This is a genomic window from Pseudoalteromonas sp. KG3, from assembly GCF_030436385.1.
Lineage (GTDB): Bacteria > Pseudomonadota > Gammaproteobacteria > Enterobacterales > Alteromonadaceae > Pseudoalteromonas > Pseudoalteromonas prydzensis.
Genome location: NZ_CP098524.1, coordinates 1,054,366 through 1,071,688 on the forward strand (window position 1 = coordinate 1,054,366; position 17,323 = coordinate 1,071,688).

Sequence of the window (17,323 nt, forward strand, 5' to 3'; positions counted from 1 at the left end):
TAATAAGAAGTAAATATGGATATAAAATATTGGCAGGGCGGCCTTGAACGTCATGAAATAGATGCAATTGAAAAAATAAAGAATGTATTAACTGGACCAAAAAAACAAAGTAACAAGGGTAAAAATAATAAACCAGACCAAGGTTTTGAAGCGCTAAAAACATTAAAAACCTCATTTAATGAGGGTTGGAAAGGGTATGCGGGTTTTAGGTTTATTAATAAAAATCAGCAAGGCGAAATAGACTTACTGATTGTAACTCATTGTAATATTTTAATTATTGAACTAAAGCATTGGAATGGACAACCTATTACCTCAAATAACGGTAAATGGTTTTTTGGTAATGATGACAGAGGCAAGTCGCCTGTAGAAATAACCCGCAATAAAAAGTTTTTGCTAGATAATTTACTCAAGCCTTTTAGGGGCAGATTTAGCAATGGTCACCATATACCGCGTGTGTACCCCTTAGTGGTTATGACAGGTACGAGCGATTTTACTAAGTTACAAAAAAATGATTTAGCCGAGACGATGAGCTTAAATGACTTTTGTAAGTTATGTACCAATGAACATGTTTTTAATGAGCGTTTTAGGCCTCATCCTGATTCTACTGTTTTACTTAACGATATTCCTTTATTAGAAAAACAGTTACTGAGTGCTAATAAAGTAGAATCGAAACCATTAACGGTTGATGGCTGGGTTGGGCAAGACGAGATATTTAAACATCCTAATAATATTTATACAGAGTTTTATGCGCAGAGTGAGTCGGATAAAAACGATCATGCCATTATTCGTCGTTGGGAGTTTGATAAGCTTACCAATACAGATGCTAAAACGCCGGATGGCCGCTTTAAAATAGTATCGCGTGAACGCGAAGTGTTAACCAAAATAAAACGTGAAAACCGTGACTTATACGATCACTGCGTATCGTCACTCACTATCCCTTCTAAAGACAAAATAACTTCGCAATACAACGAGGTAGTTGAGCTACCCGAAGGGCAAGAGCGTCTTAACGATTTTATTACTACCTACGGGGAAAACTTATCAATTGATGAGCGAATAAACCTAGTGAGAGTGTTAATTGCCCGCTTTGCTGATTTACACCAATTACATTTAGCCCACCGTGATATTGGCAGCCATAGTGTGTGGTTGAGTACAGGGCAGCGTGTGGCGCTTTCTAATTTTATTTCGGCTTTTGAGCGTAAAAAAGAAACGGTTGGTGAAATACGTGATGAGCTTTCGGTTTATGAGCAGAAAGAAAGCTTTAGAAGCCCTTATAGCCATGACGTTTCTCGTTTGGCAATTATTGCTTGGGCAATTATTAAGGCTGAACGTTTAACGCCTAAATTTGAAAAAAATATAGCACAACAGCTTAGTGATTGTGATGAGTGGTTTGGCCCTGTATTGCTTAATGCGTTTACTGATAAAAGCTATGCTAATGCAGGTGAGTTATTTGATGCGTTAATTGATAGCGCGCCAAGCCAAGAAGAAGCATTTACGTTTTCGAGTAATCAGCTTGAGCGTTTTGTACAACATAGCAAAATAAGCAGATTACACCCTGAACTTGAATTTATTAAAGAAACCGATAGTAAAGAAGTTTACAAAGCCGAGAGTGGTTTAGTTAAAGTTTGGAATAATATTAATCCAACCGATATAAGCCCAGGGCTTGGCCAGCGAACGCTGTTTTTTTTAGAGCGAGCTGAAAAACTACAAAACTTGAATTTGAGTTTTGTGCCAAAAATAGTTGATATTGGTATAACCGCACGAGATAGCGCTTTATATTTGGTTGCACAATGGATTGAAGGAAACACCCTTGATACAAGCTTGAGGTTTAGGGTGGCAGATATTGTCGCCAAAGCTCTTATATCAAATGTGAGGCATATGCATTCACTTGGTTTTGCTCACGGTGATTTGAAACCAGAGAATATTATAGTTAATGGCGGCGATGTTTTTATTATTGATGTACTCGATTTTCATCATGATGCTAACGAGGTATACAACTCAGAATATAGCCCTATAAATAGCGAAAACTGCACGGCATTTGAGCGAGATAACTTTGCCGTTATGAAAATATGCGCAGAGTTATTGAGAATTGACTGGGGTGAAGAAAGTTCAAGCCATCCTGCAGTAAGCAGCGCAATAATTAAAGAGCTGCAAGATGTAGATTATGGCTTTAAGGAGCTTACGCGCTTTGAGGATGCTTTTTTAAATCCAGAACAAAACTTAGAAGTTAAAGCTGAAACCATAAATATTGAGATTGGCGGCGCGCGAACTGATTTTGAGGATATTACTATTTATCCGGATAACGGTAAGTTGTATGTATCAATTGAACAAAGCAATAAAAACCCAGCAGACTTAGTTTTAAGTTTTTGCGGTTTAGGTGGAATACAAAAGTTATTTTTTAATAGAGCACAGTTTGAATTTGAACACGGTATGCCGCCTATTAAAAGAGAGAGTATTTCTAGACAATATATTACTAGTGCAGACTTTGAGGTGCCTTTTGCAATTAAAGTTACACAAGGTAGGGCAAGTAACTTAGGTACTTTAAATCGAAGAATTAAGCAGCTTTATAGCTTTGAAAATGCGATTAAGCAGTTTGAATTAAAACGAAAAGAAACCAACTTACCAGCTGAGACTACGAGCAATAATAGCGTTGAACCATTAATTAGCTCAGAGCTTAAAGCTGATGAAAGTGCAGTTGAGCCAATTTCTACACGTGAGTTATGGAAAGCTATTATACAAACAGAGTCGGAGTCTCATCCTTATGTTGAGCTTGCCAGTGAACCAATGGCTTATAAAGACAATAAAGACTTTATTATTTTGCCGTATGAAGCAGACAAAGATCCGCTAGATGCTTTTACTGCAAAAGATGATGTTGAAGCTTATATAGTTGATGGGGATGATGAGTTTATTATTGGCCAAGTGAATCTATCAAAATCAGGGCTTAATAAAGCGACACTTTCAAATAGCTCATTTCACGCTAAAAGACTAAAAGAAGAGGATGTGATCTTTTTTAGGAGTAAGGCCGATAAGTCTTCTTTTGTTAAGCGTAAAAATGCGCTGACCCGCATAATTGAGAACGACTCAGTTATTGAGAATTTAGCCGACTATTTTGAACCTGATTGCCAGCACGCTCCTATTGATTACGAACATAATGTTACAAGCGAAGATTTTTCCCGTTACGACAGAAGCGATGATAATGGCAACACAATAAAACTAAACGATAAGCAACGAATCGCGTTTCAAAAATTATTACGCTATGGTCCGCTTTCAATGTTGCAAGGACCGCCAGGCACAGGTAAAACAGAGTTTATTGCTGCTTTTGTACATTACTTAGTAGAAAAGCTAGGGACGCAGCGTATTTTATTAGTTAGCCAATCACACGAGGCGGTAAATACTGCGGCAGAACGTATTCGAAAACACTGTAGCAGATTGGATACTCCGTTAGATGTGGTAAGGTTTAGTAGCCGTGAGGCGGCTGTTTCTAGCTCGCTACGAGATGTGTTTTCACCCAATATGGTTAATAAAAAAGCGGAGCAATTTTCTTCTCATTTAAAAAAGCGTGTAATGTCTTTAGCTAAATCATTAAAAGCACCTAAAGAGTATTTAGAGGCGTTTGTAGAACTAGATAAAAGAGTTCTCTCGATTATTGATGAACAACTCAGTGCGTTAAAAGAACTAGAGAACAAAGAGTTAGAGCCGAAAGATAAAAAAGAGCTTAAAAAGGGAATCAACGAACGTAAAACTTTAATTAATAGTCGATTACCTAGAGATATCAGAACGAACAAAGATTGGCACGACGATTTAAGTATTGTGGGCGATACCTTAGTTAAGAACTTGAACTATGAGCATGCAGTACAGGCTAATGTTGCTCATAGCGTTAAGCGTTTAATAGCATTATCGAAAGATATGCTAAAAGTAATGAATTCTGGTAATGCAAACTTAGATGAATTTTTTGCTCGGTCTCGCCAGCTCGTAGCTGGTACATGTGTGGGTATAGGTAATTGGCATATAGATATTGCAAGTAACCAGTATGATTGGGTTATTATTGATGAGGCTGCACGCTCAATAGCGAGTGAATTGGCAATTGCCATGCAAGCCGGTAAAAGGGTTTTATTGGTTGGTGATCATCAACAACTACCCCCTTTGTATTCAGAGCCGCATAAACAAGCACTGGCTAGAAAGTTAGGGATTAAATCGGGCAGTGATGTTGATGAGTTAATTGAAAGTGACTTTGCTCGAGCTTTTAATTCTTATTACGGTGAGCAGATAGGCGCTAAATTACTAGTGCAATACCGAATGGCTCCCGCCATTGGAACTTTGGTATCGCAATGTTTTTATAAAGGCGAGCTTGAGAATGGTGAACGAAAAATTCCAGATATTTACTCAGATGTTCCTCCCCCATTAGATGCTGCTACAACGTGGTTAGATACTTCTTCATTAGGAAAGAAAGCGCATCACCAAAAAGGCTCTGGTACAAGTATTTTTAATGATGCCGAAGCTCAAGCTATTGTGGATTTATTACAGCAAGTTGATGAAAATCAGGAGTTTGTTAGCAATCTTAGTAAACAAGTAAAAGAAGGTGAAGCAGCTATTGGTGTTATTTGTATGTATGGGGAGCAGAAAAAGCGTATACGACAAAAAATTAAGAAGGCAAGAGTTTCAGAGTCACTTATGTCGCTGTTGAAAATTGATACTGTTGATAGTTATCAAGGTAAAGAAAATCGGATAATTATCTTATCAGTGTCACGTTCTGAACAAAGGCAAAGCTCAGGCTTTTTAAGATTACCAAACAGGATAAACGTTGCATTATCGCGAGCGATGGACAGACTTGTAATTGTAGGTGATAAGAGAATGTGGCAAGGAAAAAATAGCGACTTACCGTTTGGTCGTGTAATTAAATTTATGGAAGAAAATAACGCCCCAGGTGATTATGCTTTCGTTGATGTAACCCCTCAAAAGCATAAAAAGGCGGTGTAATTGTTATGGAAAATAATTATATAGAATTTAACGAAGTTGATTATATTGTTCCTGCTGAGACATACAGTATTGAATACTCTTACTTGAGTAAGCAGGGATTTGCGTTTACAAAAGATTTTTTACTTCGTGCTTTGCATATATCTCCATTGTCTAAATTTGAGTTAGCATCGTTTTTTGGATTCAATCCACGAGAGCTTGATGTAGCGTTAGAGGAGCCAATTAATAAAAATGAGGTGACTTACTTAGAGGATGGCAGATTATCTCTGACTGTATTAAGTAAGGGGTATTTTTCTTCTTTAGACGATAAACCTATGGTAGAAAAGCCTCAACCTGACTCATCGACGATTTCTTTTGAACTACTAGGATTTAATAAAGTAAATAAGCAACATGGAGGTTGGAGCACCGGGCTTAGGTTAGCTGCTAATAATGAAATTAAAAGCATGAGCGAACAGCATGCAAAAAGCATGTTTAGTAAACATTTTCACCGTTTAGTTGAGTCGGGTGACTTAGGTAAAATTAGGACTGAGGGCAACTCGTTACCAAGCCTTTACTCCGTAGATAAAGTAACAAGAAAAAGAAGTGTTGCCCATAGAATAAAACGAACGTTTGAAATAGATTTTGATAATAAAGTTAAGCCATTTTACGTTAATAAGATATATGAGAATGATGAGGCAATTAGTCAAGCGATAGCTCAGGATACGGATAACCTTAGGTTGGGTGACAACCTGCCGAGCATTAAACATGCTTGGGATGCGTTTAAGGATATGTCTGTAGAGCGTTTTGTTAAAAGTGGTGAAATTGATTTTCGTTCAATGATTGCGGAGATGGCTGATACTTCAGGGAGTAAGCCATATGAATTATTAATAGGTTCATTTTATAGTAGTCAGCCGTGGAGAAAGATTGAGGAGCACCTAAAGCGACTTAAACCTTCAAAAAAGCAAGGTGGACTAAAAAAATTAAAATGGATTGGTGCGAATACGCGTTACTGGGGAATGAGTGAAAGCTTTACTAAAGCTAAAGACAGTTTGTTATCGCATCAAAAGAATAAGAACGAAAACTGTTATGATTTTATGATGTACCTAGCATGTGATGACAGGCCTAATGCTGCAGTCAATGGTAGTAAAGCGTGGAAGCATAAGCTTGGCCAATTACCTAATAGCACAGGTGTTTTAAACGGTTTATTTGATGGCAATGTTGAAGTTATGCTACTGGATAATGAGTTTGCAGCAGTTTGCTATCACCTTTTAATTCCTGACTTAAGCCCAGTACATATTCCTTTAGGTTTTTTTACTAGGGATAAGCAATTAATTAAGCAGGTATCTAGTGTTGTAGATGATTACTTAGAAGGCTCAGCAGCATATGATAAGCCTAATTTATTAGGGTTGTTAAACTCAGGTAGCTAGCTCAAAGGACTGAATTATGAAATTTACTGAAGCCAAATTAGAACACGCTGTGGTTGAGTTATTAGGTGAGCAAGGCTACCCGCATCTACTAGGCGGTGAGCTTACTCGCAATAATAGTGAGGTATTAATTAAAGACGACTTACGTGCTTTTTTAACCAAGCGCTACGCTAAAAATAATATTACAACGGGTGAAGTAAACTCAATAATTGCAAAACTTGAAAAGCTGCCTGCCAGTGACTTATACGAGAGCAATAAAACCTTTTGTAAGTGGCTAAGTGATGGCTTTTTACTTAAACGGGAAGTGTTGAGCCGCGAGCGTGGCAGTGTAGCAGGGAGTCAATCACAAAAAGATTTATACATTCAGCTACTTGATTACGATAACGTTGAGCAAGGCATTAAAAGTAGCCTAATAGCAGGCAGTGCGATGGCAGCTTTAGATAAAGTAAGTGAAGCGAGTGTTACTTACCTGCAAGACGATAATATTTATCGCTTTGTTACCCAGTTAGAAATACAAAGCCCCACCAGTTACGACAATATTGAACTGCGTATTCCCGATGGCATTTTATATGTAAATGGCATGCCGCTGGTGGTGTTTGAATTTAAAAGCGCAATACGCGAGCAAGCCCCTATATTTGAAGCGTATGAGCAGTTAACTGTGCGCTATAAACGCGCTATTCCGCAGTTATTTGTATTTAATACCTTGTGCGTTATGTAGTGGTCAACTAATTTTGGCCACAGTTTTAGAATCTTGGTATCTAACCTCAGATTCATTTGGCGCTAAACCAGCATTATAATGATGCGGTCTAACATTATTGTAATATCCATTTATGTAATCGCTTACGCTATATTTAGCTTCTTTAAAGTTTTCATATCCAACCTTTGGCATCCATTCCGTTTTAAAGCTTCTAAAAAATCGCTCCATAGCCGCATTATCCCAACAATTTCCGCGTCGACTCATACTTTGTGTAATTTTATAGCGCCATAAACGTTGGCGGTACTTCAAGCTCGTATAATGGCTCCCTTGATCTGAGTGAAACATCAACCCACTTGGCTTACCTCTACTTTCATAAGCGAGTTCAAGCGCCTTTAGTGTTAAATTAGTATCTGGCGACAACGACATTGCCCAACCAACCACTTTACGCGCAAATAAATCAATAACGACCGCTAAATAAGCCCAGCGATTGCCTGTCCAAATATACGTTACATCACCGCACCACACAGTATTCGGTTCAATAACATCAAACTGCCTATCAAGCAGGTTTGGGATTTCAAGGTGTTCATTACCACCGCGCTTATATGAATGTTGAGGAATTTGGCAACTTTCAAGCTTTAACTTAACCATTAGCTTAGCAGCACGATAACGGCTCAATTCAAAATCATTGTTTGTCGCTATTGTAGCTATTGTCCTTGCACCTGCTGAGCCTCCACTCATTCTATGTATTGCTTTAACTTCAGCCTCTAACCTTACTTGCTCAGGTGTCGGCGTTGTATCGCGTATAGCCCAATATTTATAGCTGCTGCGATGCACATCGAATACGCCACATAGCACGCTAATGGGATAATGCTCTCGTTGATTTAACTTCTCGATTAACGAGAATTGTTCAGGGAGTCGGACATCAAGAGAGCGGTAGCCTTTTTTAATATGTCCTTTTCTAATTCAATGCGTTGGATTTGCTTTTTAAGTTCACGAATTTCAATTTGTTCGGGCGTCATTGGTGAAGCCGATAGTGACTGACCATTACGCTCTTGCTTTAATTGAGTAACCCACTTACTTACGGTTGATTTACCAACACCCATAGCCTTGGCTGCATCTTCTTGCGTATAACCTTGGTCGACTACAAGCTGAGCCGTTTCTAATTTGATTGCCGCAGAATACGTTGCGCGTTTTAATTTCGTCATTTTTTCACCCAAATTTGTATGCTTATTAGCATAACATTTCTTTCTTAATGGGTGGCCAAAATCACTGTACCACTACACAGCTTATAACTTAAAAATAGTTAAAAGCTTTAATTCTTAAAAGGATATCTATGAAAGTTAATGAACAATATGTCTATATATACAAAGATCAAAAGACTTCCAAAATTAAATATGCGGGAAGAGGCAAGTCTGCTACACGTGCCTCATCGCACCAAAAAAAGACACATAACATTGAACTTGAGAATTGGCTGAAAAAAGCAAGCTATAAGCTTGAAATAGCAGGTCCGTATGAAAATGAACAAACAGCGATTGCGGTTGAAGAAGCACTAATTTCTACTCATCAGCCTATATTTAATAAGCGAAAAGAATCTTCTAAGTACAGTTTTCGCCCTTTGGGTGTGCCAGAAAAATACGTTACTAGGCTTGAACAACAACCTTTAGAATATGGCGGTTTGTTTAAAGGGAATACAGAGTCAATTATATTAGTTAAGGTCACAGATAAAACGTTAGGTGATAGAGTTGGGTATAATTTAGTAGAGCCACCTAGTGATGCTGCAATCGTCGAAAGAGTAGAAAAATACTGGCAATTAGGAAATGATAAATATCTAGGTACTTGGATTAAAGATAAAAAACTGTCTCCGACGTTAATACTTGGTATTACGGGGAGTCCTGGAAACCAAGTAATAATAGCCTCTCTTGAAGTTGATATTTCTGCATGGGATGCGGTTGAAGTTATGAAAAAAAAGCTCATAACAGTCCCTTTAAAAGATCGATCAAAGTTAGATAAACATTATTTACGTGGGTACCGCATAGCTTTATCTGCTGACATAAAATTTGGACGAAGTATCCAAGAGCACTTTAGAGTAATTCAAAAATGACTACTTCCCACCTAATTTAATGAATTCACATCGTCATTTATCAATTTTAGAGCTTGTGCCAATAGAGCCAAGCTCTATCTCGACCCAACAGCTACGGCAAAAACTGCTTGAACGTGACTTTGATATTTCAACCCGCATGCTCCAGCGAGACTTGCAATCACTTTACGATCAAGGTTGCTTTGGGCTTGAAAAGGACACGCGAAGTAAACCGTATGGTTGGTCTATTAATTCACTGTGGCGAGGTGGTAACGCGAAAATAATGAGCAGTGAGGTCGCTGAACATTATTTATTGTTGGAGCAGTTACTACCGCAATCTGTACCGAGCGATGTTAAACGCTCAGTGCATACTAAAGCAGAGCAGGCGCTTAAACGGTTTAATGGCCATGTGCCCGATTGGCTTTCAACTCTGCCAAAACCTCCTTTAAAAGTTAATATTGATACTCAGTTGGTTGCGCAAATTGAGCATGCGATTAAACATAAACGTGTTGTGAGTGCTGAGCTATATAGGGTGCTTTACGATGAGGCGCATTGGTTAAAGTTTGCTGAATTAAGCTTTTATAACTTAGTTGAGCAAGGCGGCGTGTTGATGGCGCACTTTATGGTGGGCTCGCTTCACGATAAGTGCTACCAGATGCCGATTTATCGTATTCGCAATGTGCAAATTTTGCAAAAAACACGACGAGAGCCAAGCATTGAGCAATTGAAATCGTTACGTAGTGCGATTAATAAAGGTATGAAGCAATCAGAGATTGAGTTAGTTGTGAAAGTGCCCAATCATTCTGCGGTGAATCAAGGTTTTGTTGAACTTGGCGAATTGATTGATAAACAACATATTGACGATAAAAACGTATTACTCACCTACCAAACGATTGATACCGAACAGCTAACCAATGAGCTATTTAAATGTGCTCATTGGCTTGAAGTCATAAAGCCTGAGCAAATCAGGAAAAGAATCATCACAAAACTTAAAGCGGCTGCTAGTAACTATCAATAACTCTAATTAGTTTGGATGCGTCAATTTTTGACGCACCGGTTTGTTATGCTCCTTTAAAAGTTAAGGAGTAGTTATGTTTCAATTAATTGAGCAGCAAGATGGTTTATCTATTGGTGTATTTGGCATTGGAGGTTGTGGCTGTAATACGTTAAATAGTATTTATGAGCAGCGCGAGAGTAAACAAGCAAAGTTATTTAGTGTTAATACCGATAAAGTAGTGCTCGAACATACTCAAAGTGATGATGCCGTGCTGATTGGCGCTGAACTGACACATGGTTATGGCGCTGGTGCCGATCCTGAGGTTGGTTTACAAGCGGCGCAAGAAAGCAAAGATCAACTGTTAGCATTAATAAATAACTGCGATATTTTATTGTGCGCAACAGGTCTTGGTGGGGGGACTGGCACCGGTGCAAGCCCGTATATCGCGGAACTTGCTCGTGTGCAAAACAAGCCAGTGATATTTGTAGCGACTTTGCCTTTTAGCAGTGAAGGGCAGTTTAGATCAAACGTTGCACAAGCAGGGTTGAACACTCTAAAAGAGTATGCCAATGCGGTGATCACTTTACCCAATGATCAACTTATTGAGGTTTTAGGCAATGATGTGGGTTTGTTTGACGCATTTAAACACTCAAACCAAATACTCCACTCACTAATTAAGTCATTGATCGATATGCTGTGCTATCAAGGTTTGATAAACGTTGATTTAAACGACTTTGCTAAAATCATGGATTGCCAAGGCGATGCTGTTTTAGGTGTGGGCAAATGTGATAGCGAAGATGAATTTACCACTGCACTTGACAGTGCCCTTAATAATCCCTTGGTTAATCAAGTGGATATGTCATCTAGCTCGGGCGTTATTGTGCAAGTTAATTGTAAAGAGGAGATTTCATTGGGCAGTTATAACCTCATCACCGACACGGTACGCCAGCAAGTAAGCCCAAATGCGCTGGTGATTTGCGGAGTGTCTAAAATCGAGAATTTAGCCAGCAATTATGAATTGTTGATCATAGCGACAGGGGCGAGCGCAAAGATGGTTGTAGAGCAGCACGATAAAGCGGCAGATAGCGAATTAAAAAAGCCCGAAGCGGTGATCACTCAACCTCAAGCCTCAGATATTTTTGATATACCCGCATTTATACGTAATCAAGCCCCGCCGCCCAATGTAAATTAATGACAATATCTGAGCCGAATATCTACAGATTGAGCACAGGCAGCTGATGCTCAAGCCTGTACTTACATAAAGTAACTCAGGCTTGATAGCAGGGCGGGATCGCACTTTAAATAAAAATATGATCTAATAGAGAAAATTCACTTATAGCATTTAATTTTGAGCATCTTAGACCACCTTACTGTTATTGAAGAAACACGTTCTGATATCAACCAAAAACATAATCTAATTGATGTTATGTTCTTGATAATTACAGCCATATCCTCAGGATGTGAGGGATGGCAAGATATTGAAATTTATGGTGATGAAAAGCTATCATGGCTCAGACAGTACCGAGCTTTCAGACATGGTATCCCTCGGCGGCATACGATAGCACGTATACTACGCAGTGTTGTTGCGGAATCCTTATTAGAAGCTTTAGCCTTGTGGTTAAATGAACAGCGCCAGTCATTAAATAAACCCATTATTGCCTTTGATGGCAAGGTGCTACGCGGCTCTTATCGAAATGATAGAAAAACAGCACTGCAATTAGTAACGGCGTACGATACTGAGCGAGGGTTAGTATTGAGTCAAAAACCGACAAAAACAAAAAACGGCGAAATAAGTGTTGTTCGTCAAATGCTTGATATACTTGATGTAAAAGGAAGTGTCATCACGATGGATGCACTTCATTGCCAACGTGAAACACTCGAAATAATTTCAGATAAAAAGGCACATGTAGTTGTTCAGGTTAAGAAAAATCAACCCAAACTGTTTGATGCTGTATCGAATTCATTTCAAGCAGTATTTGATGCAAATAAAGAAAAAGTCGTCACACACATTAAGCAAGAGATCCATGGTCGCAAAGAAGAGCGCTACGTCTATCAATTAAAAGCGAACCTGCCGACAGAGCTTGCACAGAAGTGGCCAACAATAAGAAGTATAATCGCAGTTGAACGCCACAGAACAGTAAAGAATAAGTGCAGTATAGACACGTCGTATTACATAAGTTCAATGTCACCTAAACACAAAATGCTAGGGCATTATATACGACAACATTGGCGTATTGAAAATAGCCAGCATTATGTTTTAGATGTTGTTTTCAAAGAAGATGATTCAAGAATAGCGTTAGAGGGTGCAGTTGAAAACATCGCTTTATTTAGGCGCTTTGTAATGAACATTTTGAGGCAATGCGAATGCGGGGCCCCAAGTCAACGTAGCAAAATCAAAAAGGCAAGCTGGAGTGATGATTATCGGGCGAGAATATTTTTTGGATTATAAATTAATCAAAGTATGCTCCCGCCCTGGGCTTGATAGGGAGTCATTTATTATTAATTTGCTTGGAATGTCACACTAGTAATATTGTAAGTGCTATCAACTTTATTGCCAGCAATCACGGCTTCACCGCTCACAGGGTAATCACTTGATACGACATATAAACCAGCTTGATCGGTTTTTACTGTGATTTGACCGTCTTTGTTGGTTGTCATTTTTATTTGAGCTTTACTTGGCGTTAAAACGGTTACATCATGTTCAACAACAGGGGCGTTTTTATAGGTTAGAGTAAAAGTGTTGCTCTGTGGCTCTATAGGCACAAACTCAAATTCTACTTTACTTTGCGTATTACTTCGCCCCGCCTTTGCATATAACTTAGCGGCTTGCTGTTTAGGCGATCTCCAGAATTGCCATGTAGGTACTTCTTCGAGATCCCATGGCTGCCATAAGTCATCAACTGTAGCAAGTATATCGCCATTATGAGCAACATTTGCGCTCCAGTGAGTTGCGTGTTGTGTGATAGGAAAGGAGGCTTCTTTTTGATTAACATAGATTTTTGTATTTTTTAGACCTGCAATTTTATCACCAGATTCCGGCTCTCCTGGTTCACCTAAAAATAGTTTAACCTGCGTATTGTTATGCTTTTCTAACCAAATTTCATGTGCTTGTAGATTACTTGCGCTAAGCAATAAAAATAATGTAAGAGGTGTAGCGATGCTTTTCATTTTAACTCCTTGTTAAGAATTGATTAGAGTAAACCTGAGGTGGTTTATAAATTAGGTGCATGCGAACTATATGGTAACGCATAATTAAATGCAAATAATTATCAATTACTTTTATTGTGAGATCCAAAATATACCAAGGTTGTTTTTATACTTCCGTGTTTAGCTTGTGTGTACAGCACGTAACTTTATTGCAGTGTTGCGCATTTAGACTTTAAAAATTCTAAAAATACTTTTACCTTTTCTAGCGGGTATTTTCTGCCTGCATAGAATGCATATAGCACCAGATCTTCTGGCTCATGGTCGAGTTTAATGTTGATCAATGAACCGTTGTCTATATGTTCTTGGCATGCGTGAATGGGTAAAATAGCATAGCCGAGTCCTTTTAGTGCAGCGGCTTTGGCCATGTTGCCACTGTTTACTTTAAAACTAGATTTTACTTGCACTGCTACCTACTTCGGGGCAAAGGGCATGTCAGGCGCTGGAAGATGCTTGGCATCTTGTACGGGTGTTAAAAAAGTATGATGATTTATTGGTGAGGTGGTTATTTGTTCGCTTATTCAGTTACTTGCAAGTTATGGTTAACAATCCATTAAGTCTGGCTGTGTACAATTGCCGCTTTTACAATTGTTAACCAGTAATGGACTCGCACATTCAATGGCAACTTCAACGTGTTACTCACCTTTAGCAGCATCGCTGCGTTTTTCTGTTCTTAGTTTATCGGTTTTTAGTGCTATGAATGTGGCTGCTGCCGAGCAGTTAACAAACACGCTAACTGAAAAAGATATGGAAGTGATTGAGGTGCGAGGTATTCGCTCTAGCATGGCTGAGAACTTAGCGGTGAAGCGTTTATCGAGTTCTGTTGTGGATGCTATTACCGCAGAAGATATTGGTAAATTCCCTGATAAAAACGTGGCTGATTCATTAGCACGAGTGCCGGGTGTAGTGATTGACCGCGAAGGCGGTGAAGGCTCAACGGTGAGCATTCGTGGTTTATCGTCTGATCTAACTTACACGCAGTTAAATGGTAATTTTATTGCCTCATCACCGGGGGAGCCATCGCGTTCATTCGATTATGCTTTGTTGCCATCGGCGATGATCGCAAGTGTTGAAGTATTCAAATCACCTGAAGCGCGCCTTGATGAAGGAGGCGTGGGCGGTACGGTATTAATGCATAGCCGCAAACCGCTGGATATGGAGGCTAATTCGGGGGTTTTTAATGTTGAAACTACTTATGCCGATGTAACAGAAGATTATGAGCCTCAGTTTACTGGTTTGTATTCATGGAAAAACGATAGTGATAGCGTTGGTTTTTTACTTGGCTATACGCGCCAACAGCGTACCAATCGTACGCTCTCTGGTGGTACTGATGCTAATGTATGGCGCTACAATGGCGCGCAGCCCAGTGATGTGAATGGCAATGCGGTTAATAACAGTAATGACTGGGGCGCGGTGACTGATGCCAACGGGCAAAATTATGATGATATATGGTTTCCGCAAGTGGTGCGCAGCTCTGTTGTGAATGAAAAGCGTGAGCGAGAAGGCGTGCAGTTTACATCCCAGTGGCGACCAACTAATCGCATTGAACTGGGTTTTAATTACTTTGGCTTTAGTTTACAGCAACAACGCAGCGACTCGGTCGTTGATATGCCGGAGTGGGCGCTAAATCCGGACTTTTTAACAGGCGTTACACTGGATGAAAGCGGCACAATTGTCACAGCAATGGATTATAGTGCAATCGCCAGTGGCGTTGAAAAAGATATGCAATTGCCGTGGCTACGTGGTAGTTATGTCGATGAAGAATCAACCTCTGATACTTTTGATTTTAACTTAAGCTACGAAGGCGATAACTTTACAGCGCGTTTTGTGGCGGGTAAAACTAAAGCCAAAGGCGGGCCAAAAGAAAGTTGGCAAGCAGCGTATAAAAGTTCAAACGCGGGTGAAGGGCAAAGTAACATTGAGAACGCAGCGCAAAGTGCTGCTTGGTCAATCAGTGATGACCGTATTTCGATGCAGATTGACCCTAACACGCTGAATAACTTACTCGCAGGTGTGGGCGGTGGTCGTGATGCCGGCTCATCGAATTCAAGTTTTGTACGTAGCACCTTAGCAGAAAACTACTACCAAGCTGACGTTGATTTTTATGTTGATTGGGGCATATTGACCACTATTCGCACTGGTGCAAAATACCGTGATGCGTCACTGCACCGCGAAACGGGCAACAACTTTTTCCTTGATCCGAGTTTTGATATTGCTGCAGGTGAGGCAAGCGCCGGCGGCATTACGCAATTTGATAGTTACCAATGGAATAACGGTATGCCAGCAGCGCAAGATGTGTTTAACAGCGCGGGCGAGGGCAATATTGCTGGTGGTTTTAATATCAACCTCATGCCGACTATCAATTGGCATAAATATCGCGATTATATTTACAGTAACTATGTGCCGTATACCCGCATTGAAGATAATTTTGTCTATGATATTGCTGAGCAAATTAGCGCGTTTTATTTGCAAGGGGATTTTGAATACAGTGATCTGCGCGGTAATTTAGGTGTGCGGGTAGTGCAAACTAAAACCACCAGCGCCTCAACTGATCTCTATACCTTTTTATTGGATGAAACCGATGATGAAACGGGCGAGCCGATCATAGGTGATGATCGCTTAATTGAGCAATACCAATTGATCACTCAACAAACGACAGACACCCATGTATTACCCAGTTTAAATATTGCGTGGGATGCCAGTGATGATGTGGTGGTCCGTGGCGCGCTTGCTAAAGTGATGTCGCGCCCCGATTATGGTGATTTAGGCAGTCAACAGCGTATTACTTTCGTATCTGATGAATGGGCTGCTGATCGTGCTGCGTTTAACGAGCAACCCGGGTTTAGCGGCAGTGGGGGTAATAAAAATTTAAAAGCGTTTGAGTCAGTACAAGCCGATTTATCTGTTGAGTATTACTATGCGCCAGGCTCTGCATTAGGTGTGGCGTTATTTCATAAAAAGGTGGATAACTTTGTGGTGCCATTGGTGATTGATTCACAGCGTGAATTTACAGGGCAAGTCGGCGTTGTTGATGCTGGTACTATCACTATTTCACCTTATAGCACGGTAGGTAATGGCAGCGATGCCGTCTCTAAAGGGGTGGAAGTGTTTATTCAACATGCCTTTGAGAGCGGCTTTGGTATTTATGCCAACTACACATATAACAATACCAATCAGGCTGATGTAACGGTTGCTGGTGAAAAGTATGGGAAATCGCCATTAATAGGCAGCGCTGACTATCAATATAACACTTCGGTTTATTATGAAGGGGATAGCTTTAATATTCGCGCGTCATACAATAAACGAGGCGAAACCGTGCTCGGTATTAATAGCGGTTTAAACGTGTATCAAGACCCTTACCAGCAAGTAGATGTAAATGCCGCGTATAACTTTACCGATAGCTTTAGCTTTACCGCAGCGGTAATTAATTTAACGCAATCAGAGTCGGTAACCCGTTTGGGTAAAGATACCGATGCTCGTTTATTGAATACCAGTTACTCAGGTCGTCGCTATTACGCTGGGTTTAATTACAGTTTTTAAAGCAGGAATGAGTGATGACTGCAACAAAATTAATTGAGTGAAGGCTTAATTGATACATCGGTATATTGGCTTTTACGCACACGGGTACGCAGTTTTTCTTGTTCTAAAACGTGACTAGCGTCGATATCATTTAACGGTATGGTATCTTCGCGGCTGAGATTGCCATCGGCCACTAGCGATAAGTAACGAGAACAACACACTCGCAAAAATGAGGTGAAGTTACCGATATCATGATCAGCATCAAGAGACTCAAGGTAGAGCTTAGTGATCATTTGATTTACGGTCATTTGATCGCGAAAAGCCACCTCTTCTAAAATATCCCAAAAAAATTCTTCGAGACGAATTGAGGTAACCACGCCATCAATGCGTAAAGACTTGGTACGGCAGGTCCACAATCGACTGTCGGCATTAATAAAAAGTTGGCACATAGGTTA

At 39.8% G+C, this 17,323-nt stretch carries 12 protein-coding genes; 8 read left to right on the top strand and 4 right to left on the bottom strand.

Annotated features, from left to right (window positions below):
- Nucleotides 1–15: 15 nt before the first annotated feature.
- The 3 genes from NDQ71_RS22970 to NDQ71_RS22980 are packed head-to-tail and all read left to right on the top strand — an operon-like array spanning nucleotide 16 to nucleotide 7,092.
- Nucleotides 16–4,974 carry an AAA domain-containing protein gene (locus NDQ71_RS22970; RefSeq protein ID WP_301562824.1) on the top strand — a complete coding sequence of 1,653 codons (4,959 nt, stop codon included), beginning with the start codon at nucleotides 16–18 and terminating at the stop codon, nucleotides 4,972–4,974.
- Nucleotides 4,975–4,979: 5 nt separating this feature from the next.
- Nucleotides 4,980–6,377: a hypothetical protein gene (locus NDQ71_RS22975; RefSeq protein ID WP_301562825.1), complete on the top strand. Its 1,398-nt coding sequence runs from the start codon at nucleotides 4,980–4,982 to the stop codon at nucleotides 6,375–6,377.
- Between the two features lie 16 nt (nucleotides 6,378–6,393).
- The gene (locus NDQ71_RS22980; RefSeq protein WP_367318017.1) at nucleotides 6,394–7,092 is read left to right on the top strand and encodes a type I restriction endonuclease; all 699 of its coding nucleotides are present in this window, start codon (nucleotides 6,394–6,396) and stop codon (nucleotides 7,090–7,092) included.
- A gap of 3 nt (nucleotides 7,093–7,095) precedes the next feature.
- Here the strand turns inward: NDQ71_RS22980 and NDQ71_RS22985 are convergent.
- Nucleotides 7,096–8,276 (bottom strand): IS3 family transposase gene (locus tag NDQ71_RS22985; RefSeq protein ID WP_192543254.1). Its coding sequence is split into 2 segments (ribosomal slippage): nucleotides 7,096–8,018 and nucleotides 8,018–8,276, totalling 1,182 coding nucleotides; the frame shifts between segments, so codons are not numbered across the junction.
- 128 nt (nucleotides 8,277–8,404) lie between these two features.
- On the opposite strand from NDQ71_RS22985, the gene NDQ71_RS22990 reads away from it, so the two are divergent.
- The 4 genes from NDQ71_RS22990 to NDQ71_RS23005 all read left to right on the top strand — a co-directional run bounded on the left by NDQ71_RS22990 (nucleotide 8,405) and on the right by NDQ71_RS23005 (nucleotide 12,594).
- Nucleotides 8,405–9,172: a hypothetical protein gene (locus tag NDQ71_RS22990; protein WP_301562826.1), complete on the top strand. Its 768-nt coding sequence runs from the start codon at nucleotides 8,405–8,407 to the stop codon at nucleotides 9,170–9,172.
- 19 nt (nucleotides 9,173–9,191) lie between these two features.
- A complete protein-coding gene (locus NDQ71_RS22995) occupies nucleotides 9,192–10,166 on the top strand; it encodes a YafY family protein (RefSeq protein WP_301562827.1) in 975 nt (324 codons plus the stop codon).
- A 73-nt stretch (nucleotides 10,167–10,239) separates the two neighbouring features.
- Nucleotides 10,240–11,337, top strand: coding sequence for a cell division protein FtsZ (locus tag NDQ71_RS23000; protein WP_301562828.1), 1,098 nt, complete (start codon nucleotides 10,240–10,242; stop codon nucleotides 11,335–11,337).
- A gap of 156 nt (nucleotides 11,338–11,493) precedes the next feature.
- Nucleotides 11,494–12,594 carry an ISAs1 family transposase gene (locus tag NDQ71_RS23005; RefSeq protein WP_192543258.1) on the top strand — a complete coding sequence of 367 codons (1,101 nt, stop codon included), beginning with the start codon at nucleotides 11,494–11,496 and terminating at the stop codon, nucleotides 12,592–12,594.
- A gap of 50 nt (nucleotides 12,595–12,644) precedes the next feature.
- Here NDQ71_RS23005 and NDQ71_RS23010 read toward each other — a convergent pair whose 3' ends face one another.
- Both NDQ71_RS23010 and NDQ71_RS23015 read right to left on the bottom strand, forming a co-directional pair.
- A complete protein-coding gene (locus NDQ71_RS23010; protein WP_301562829.1) occupies nucleotides 12,645–13,313 on the bottom strand; it encodes a hypothetical protein in 669 nt (222 codons plus the stop codon).
- A 185-nt stretch (nucleotides 13,314–13,498) separates the two neighbouring features.
- Nucleotides 13,499–13,756: a LysR substrate-binding domain-containing protein gene (locus NDQ71_RS23015; protein ID WP_301562830.1), complete on the bottom strand. Its 258-nt coding sequence runs from the start codon at nucleotides 13,754–13,756 to the stop codon at nucleotides 13,499–13,501.
- A gap of 211 nt (nucleotides 13,757–13,967) precedes the next feature.
- Here NDQ71_RS23015 and NDQ71_RS23020 point away from each other — a divergent pair, with 211 nt between their 5' ends.
- The gene (locus tag NDQ71_RS23020) at nucleotides 13,968–16,889 is read left to right on the top strand and encodes a TonB-dependent receptor (RefSeq protein ID WP_301562831.1); all 2,922 of its coding nucleotides are present in this window, start codon (nucleotides 13,968–13,970) and stop codon (nucleotides 16,887–16,889) included.
- A 29-nt stretch (nucleotides 16,890–16,918) separates the two neighbouring features.
- Here NDQ71_RS23020 and NDQ71_RS23025 read toward each other — a convergent pair whose 3' ends face one another.
- Entirely contained in the window at nucleotides 16,919–17,317 is a 399-nt protein-coding gene (locus NDQ71_RS23025) for a ribbon-helix-helix domain-containing protein (protein WP_192543062.1), read from the bottom strand.
- Between the last annotated feature and the right edge of the window lie 6 nt (nucleotides 17,318–17,323).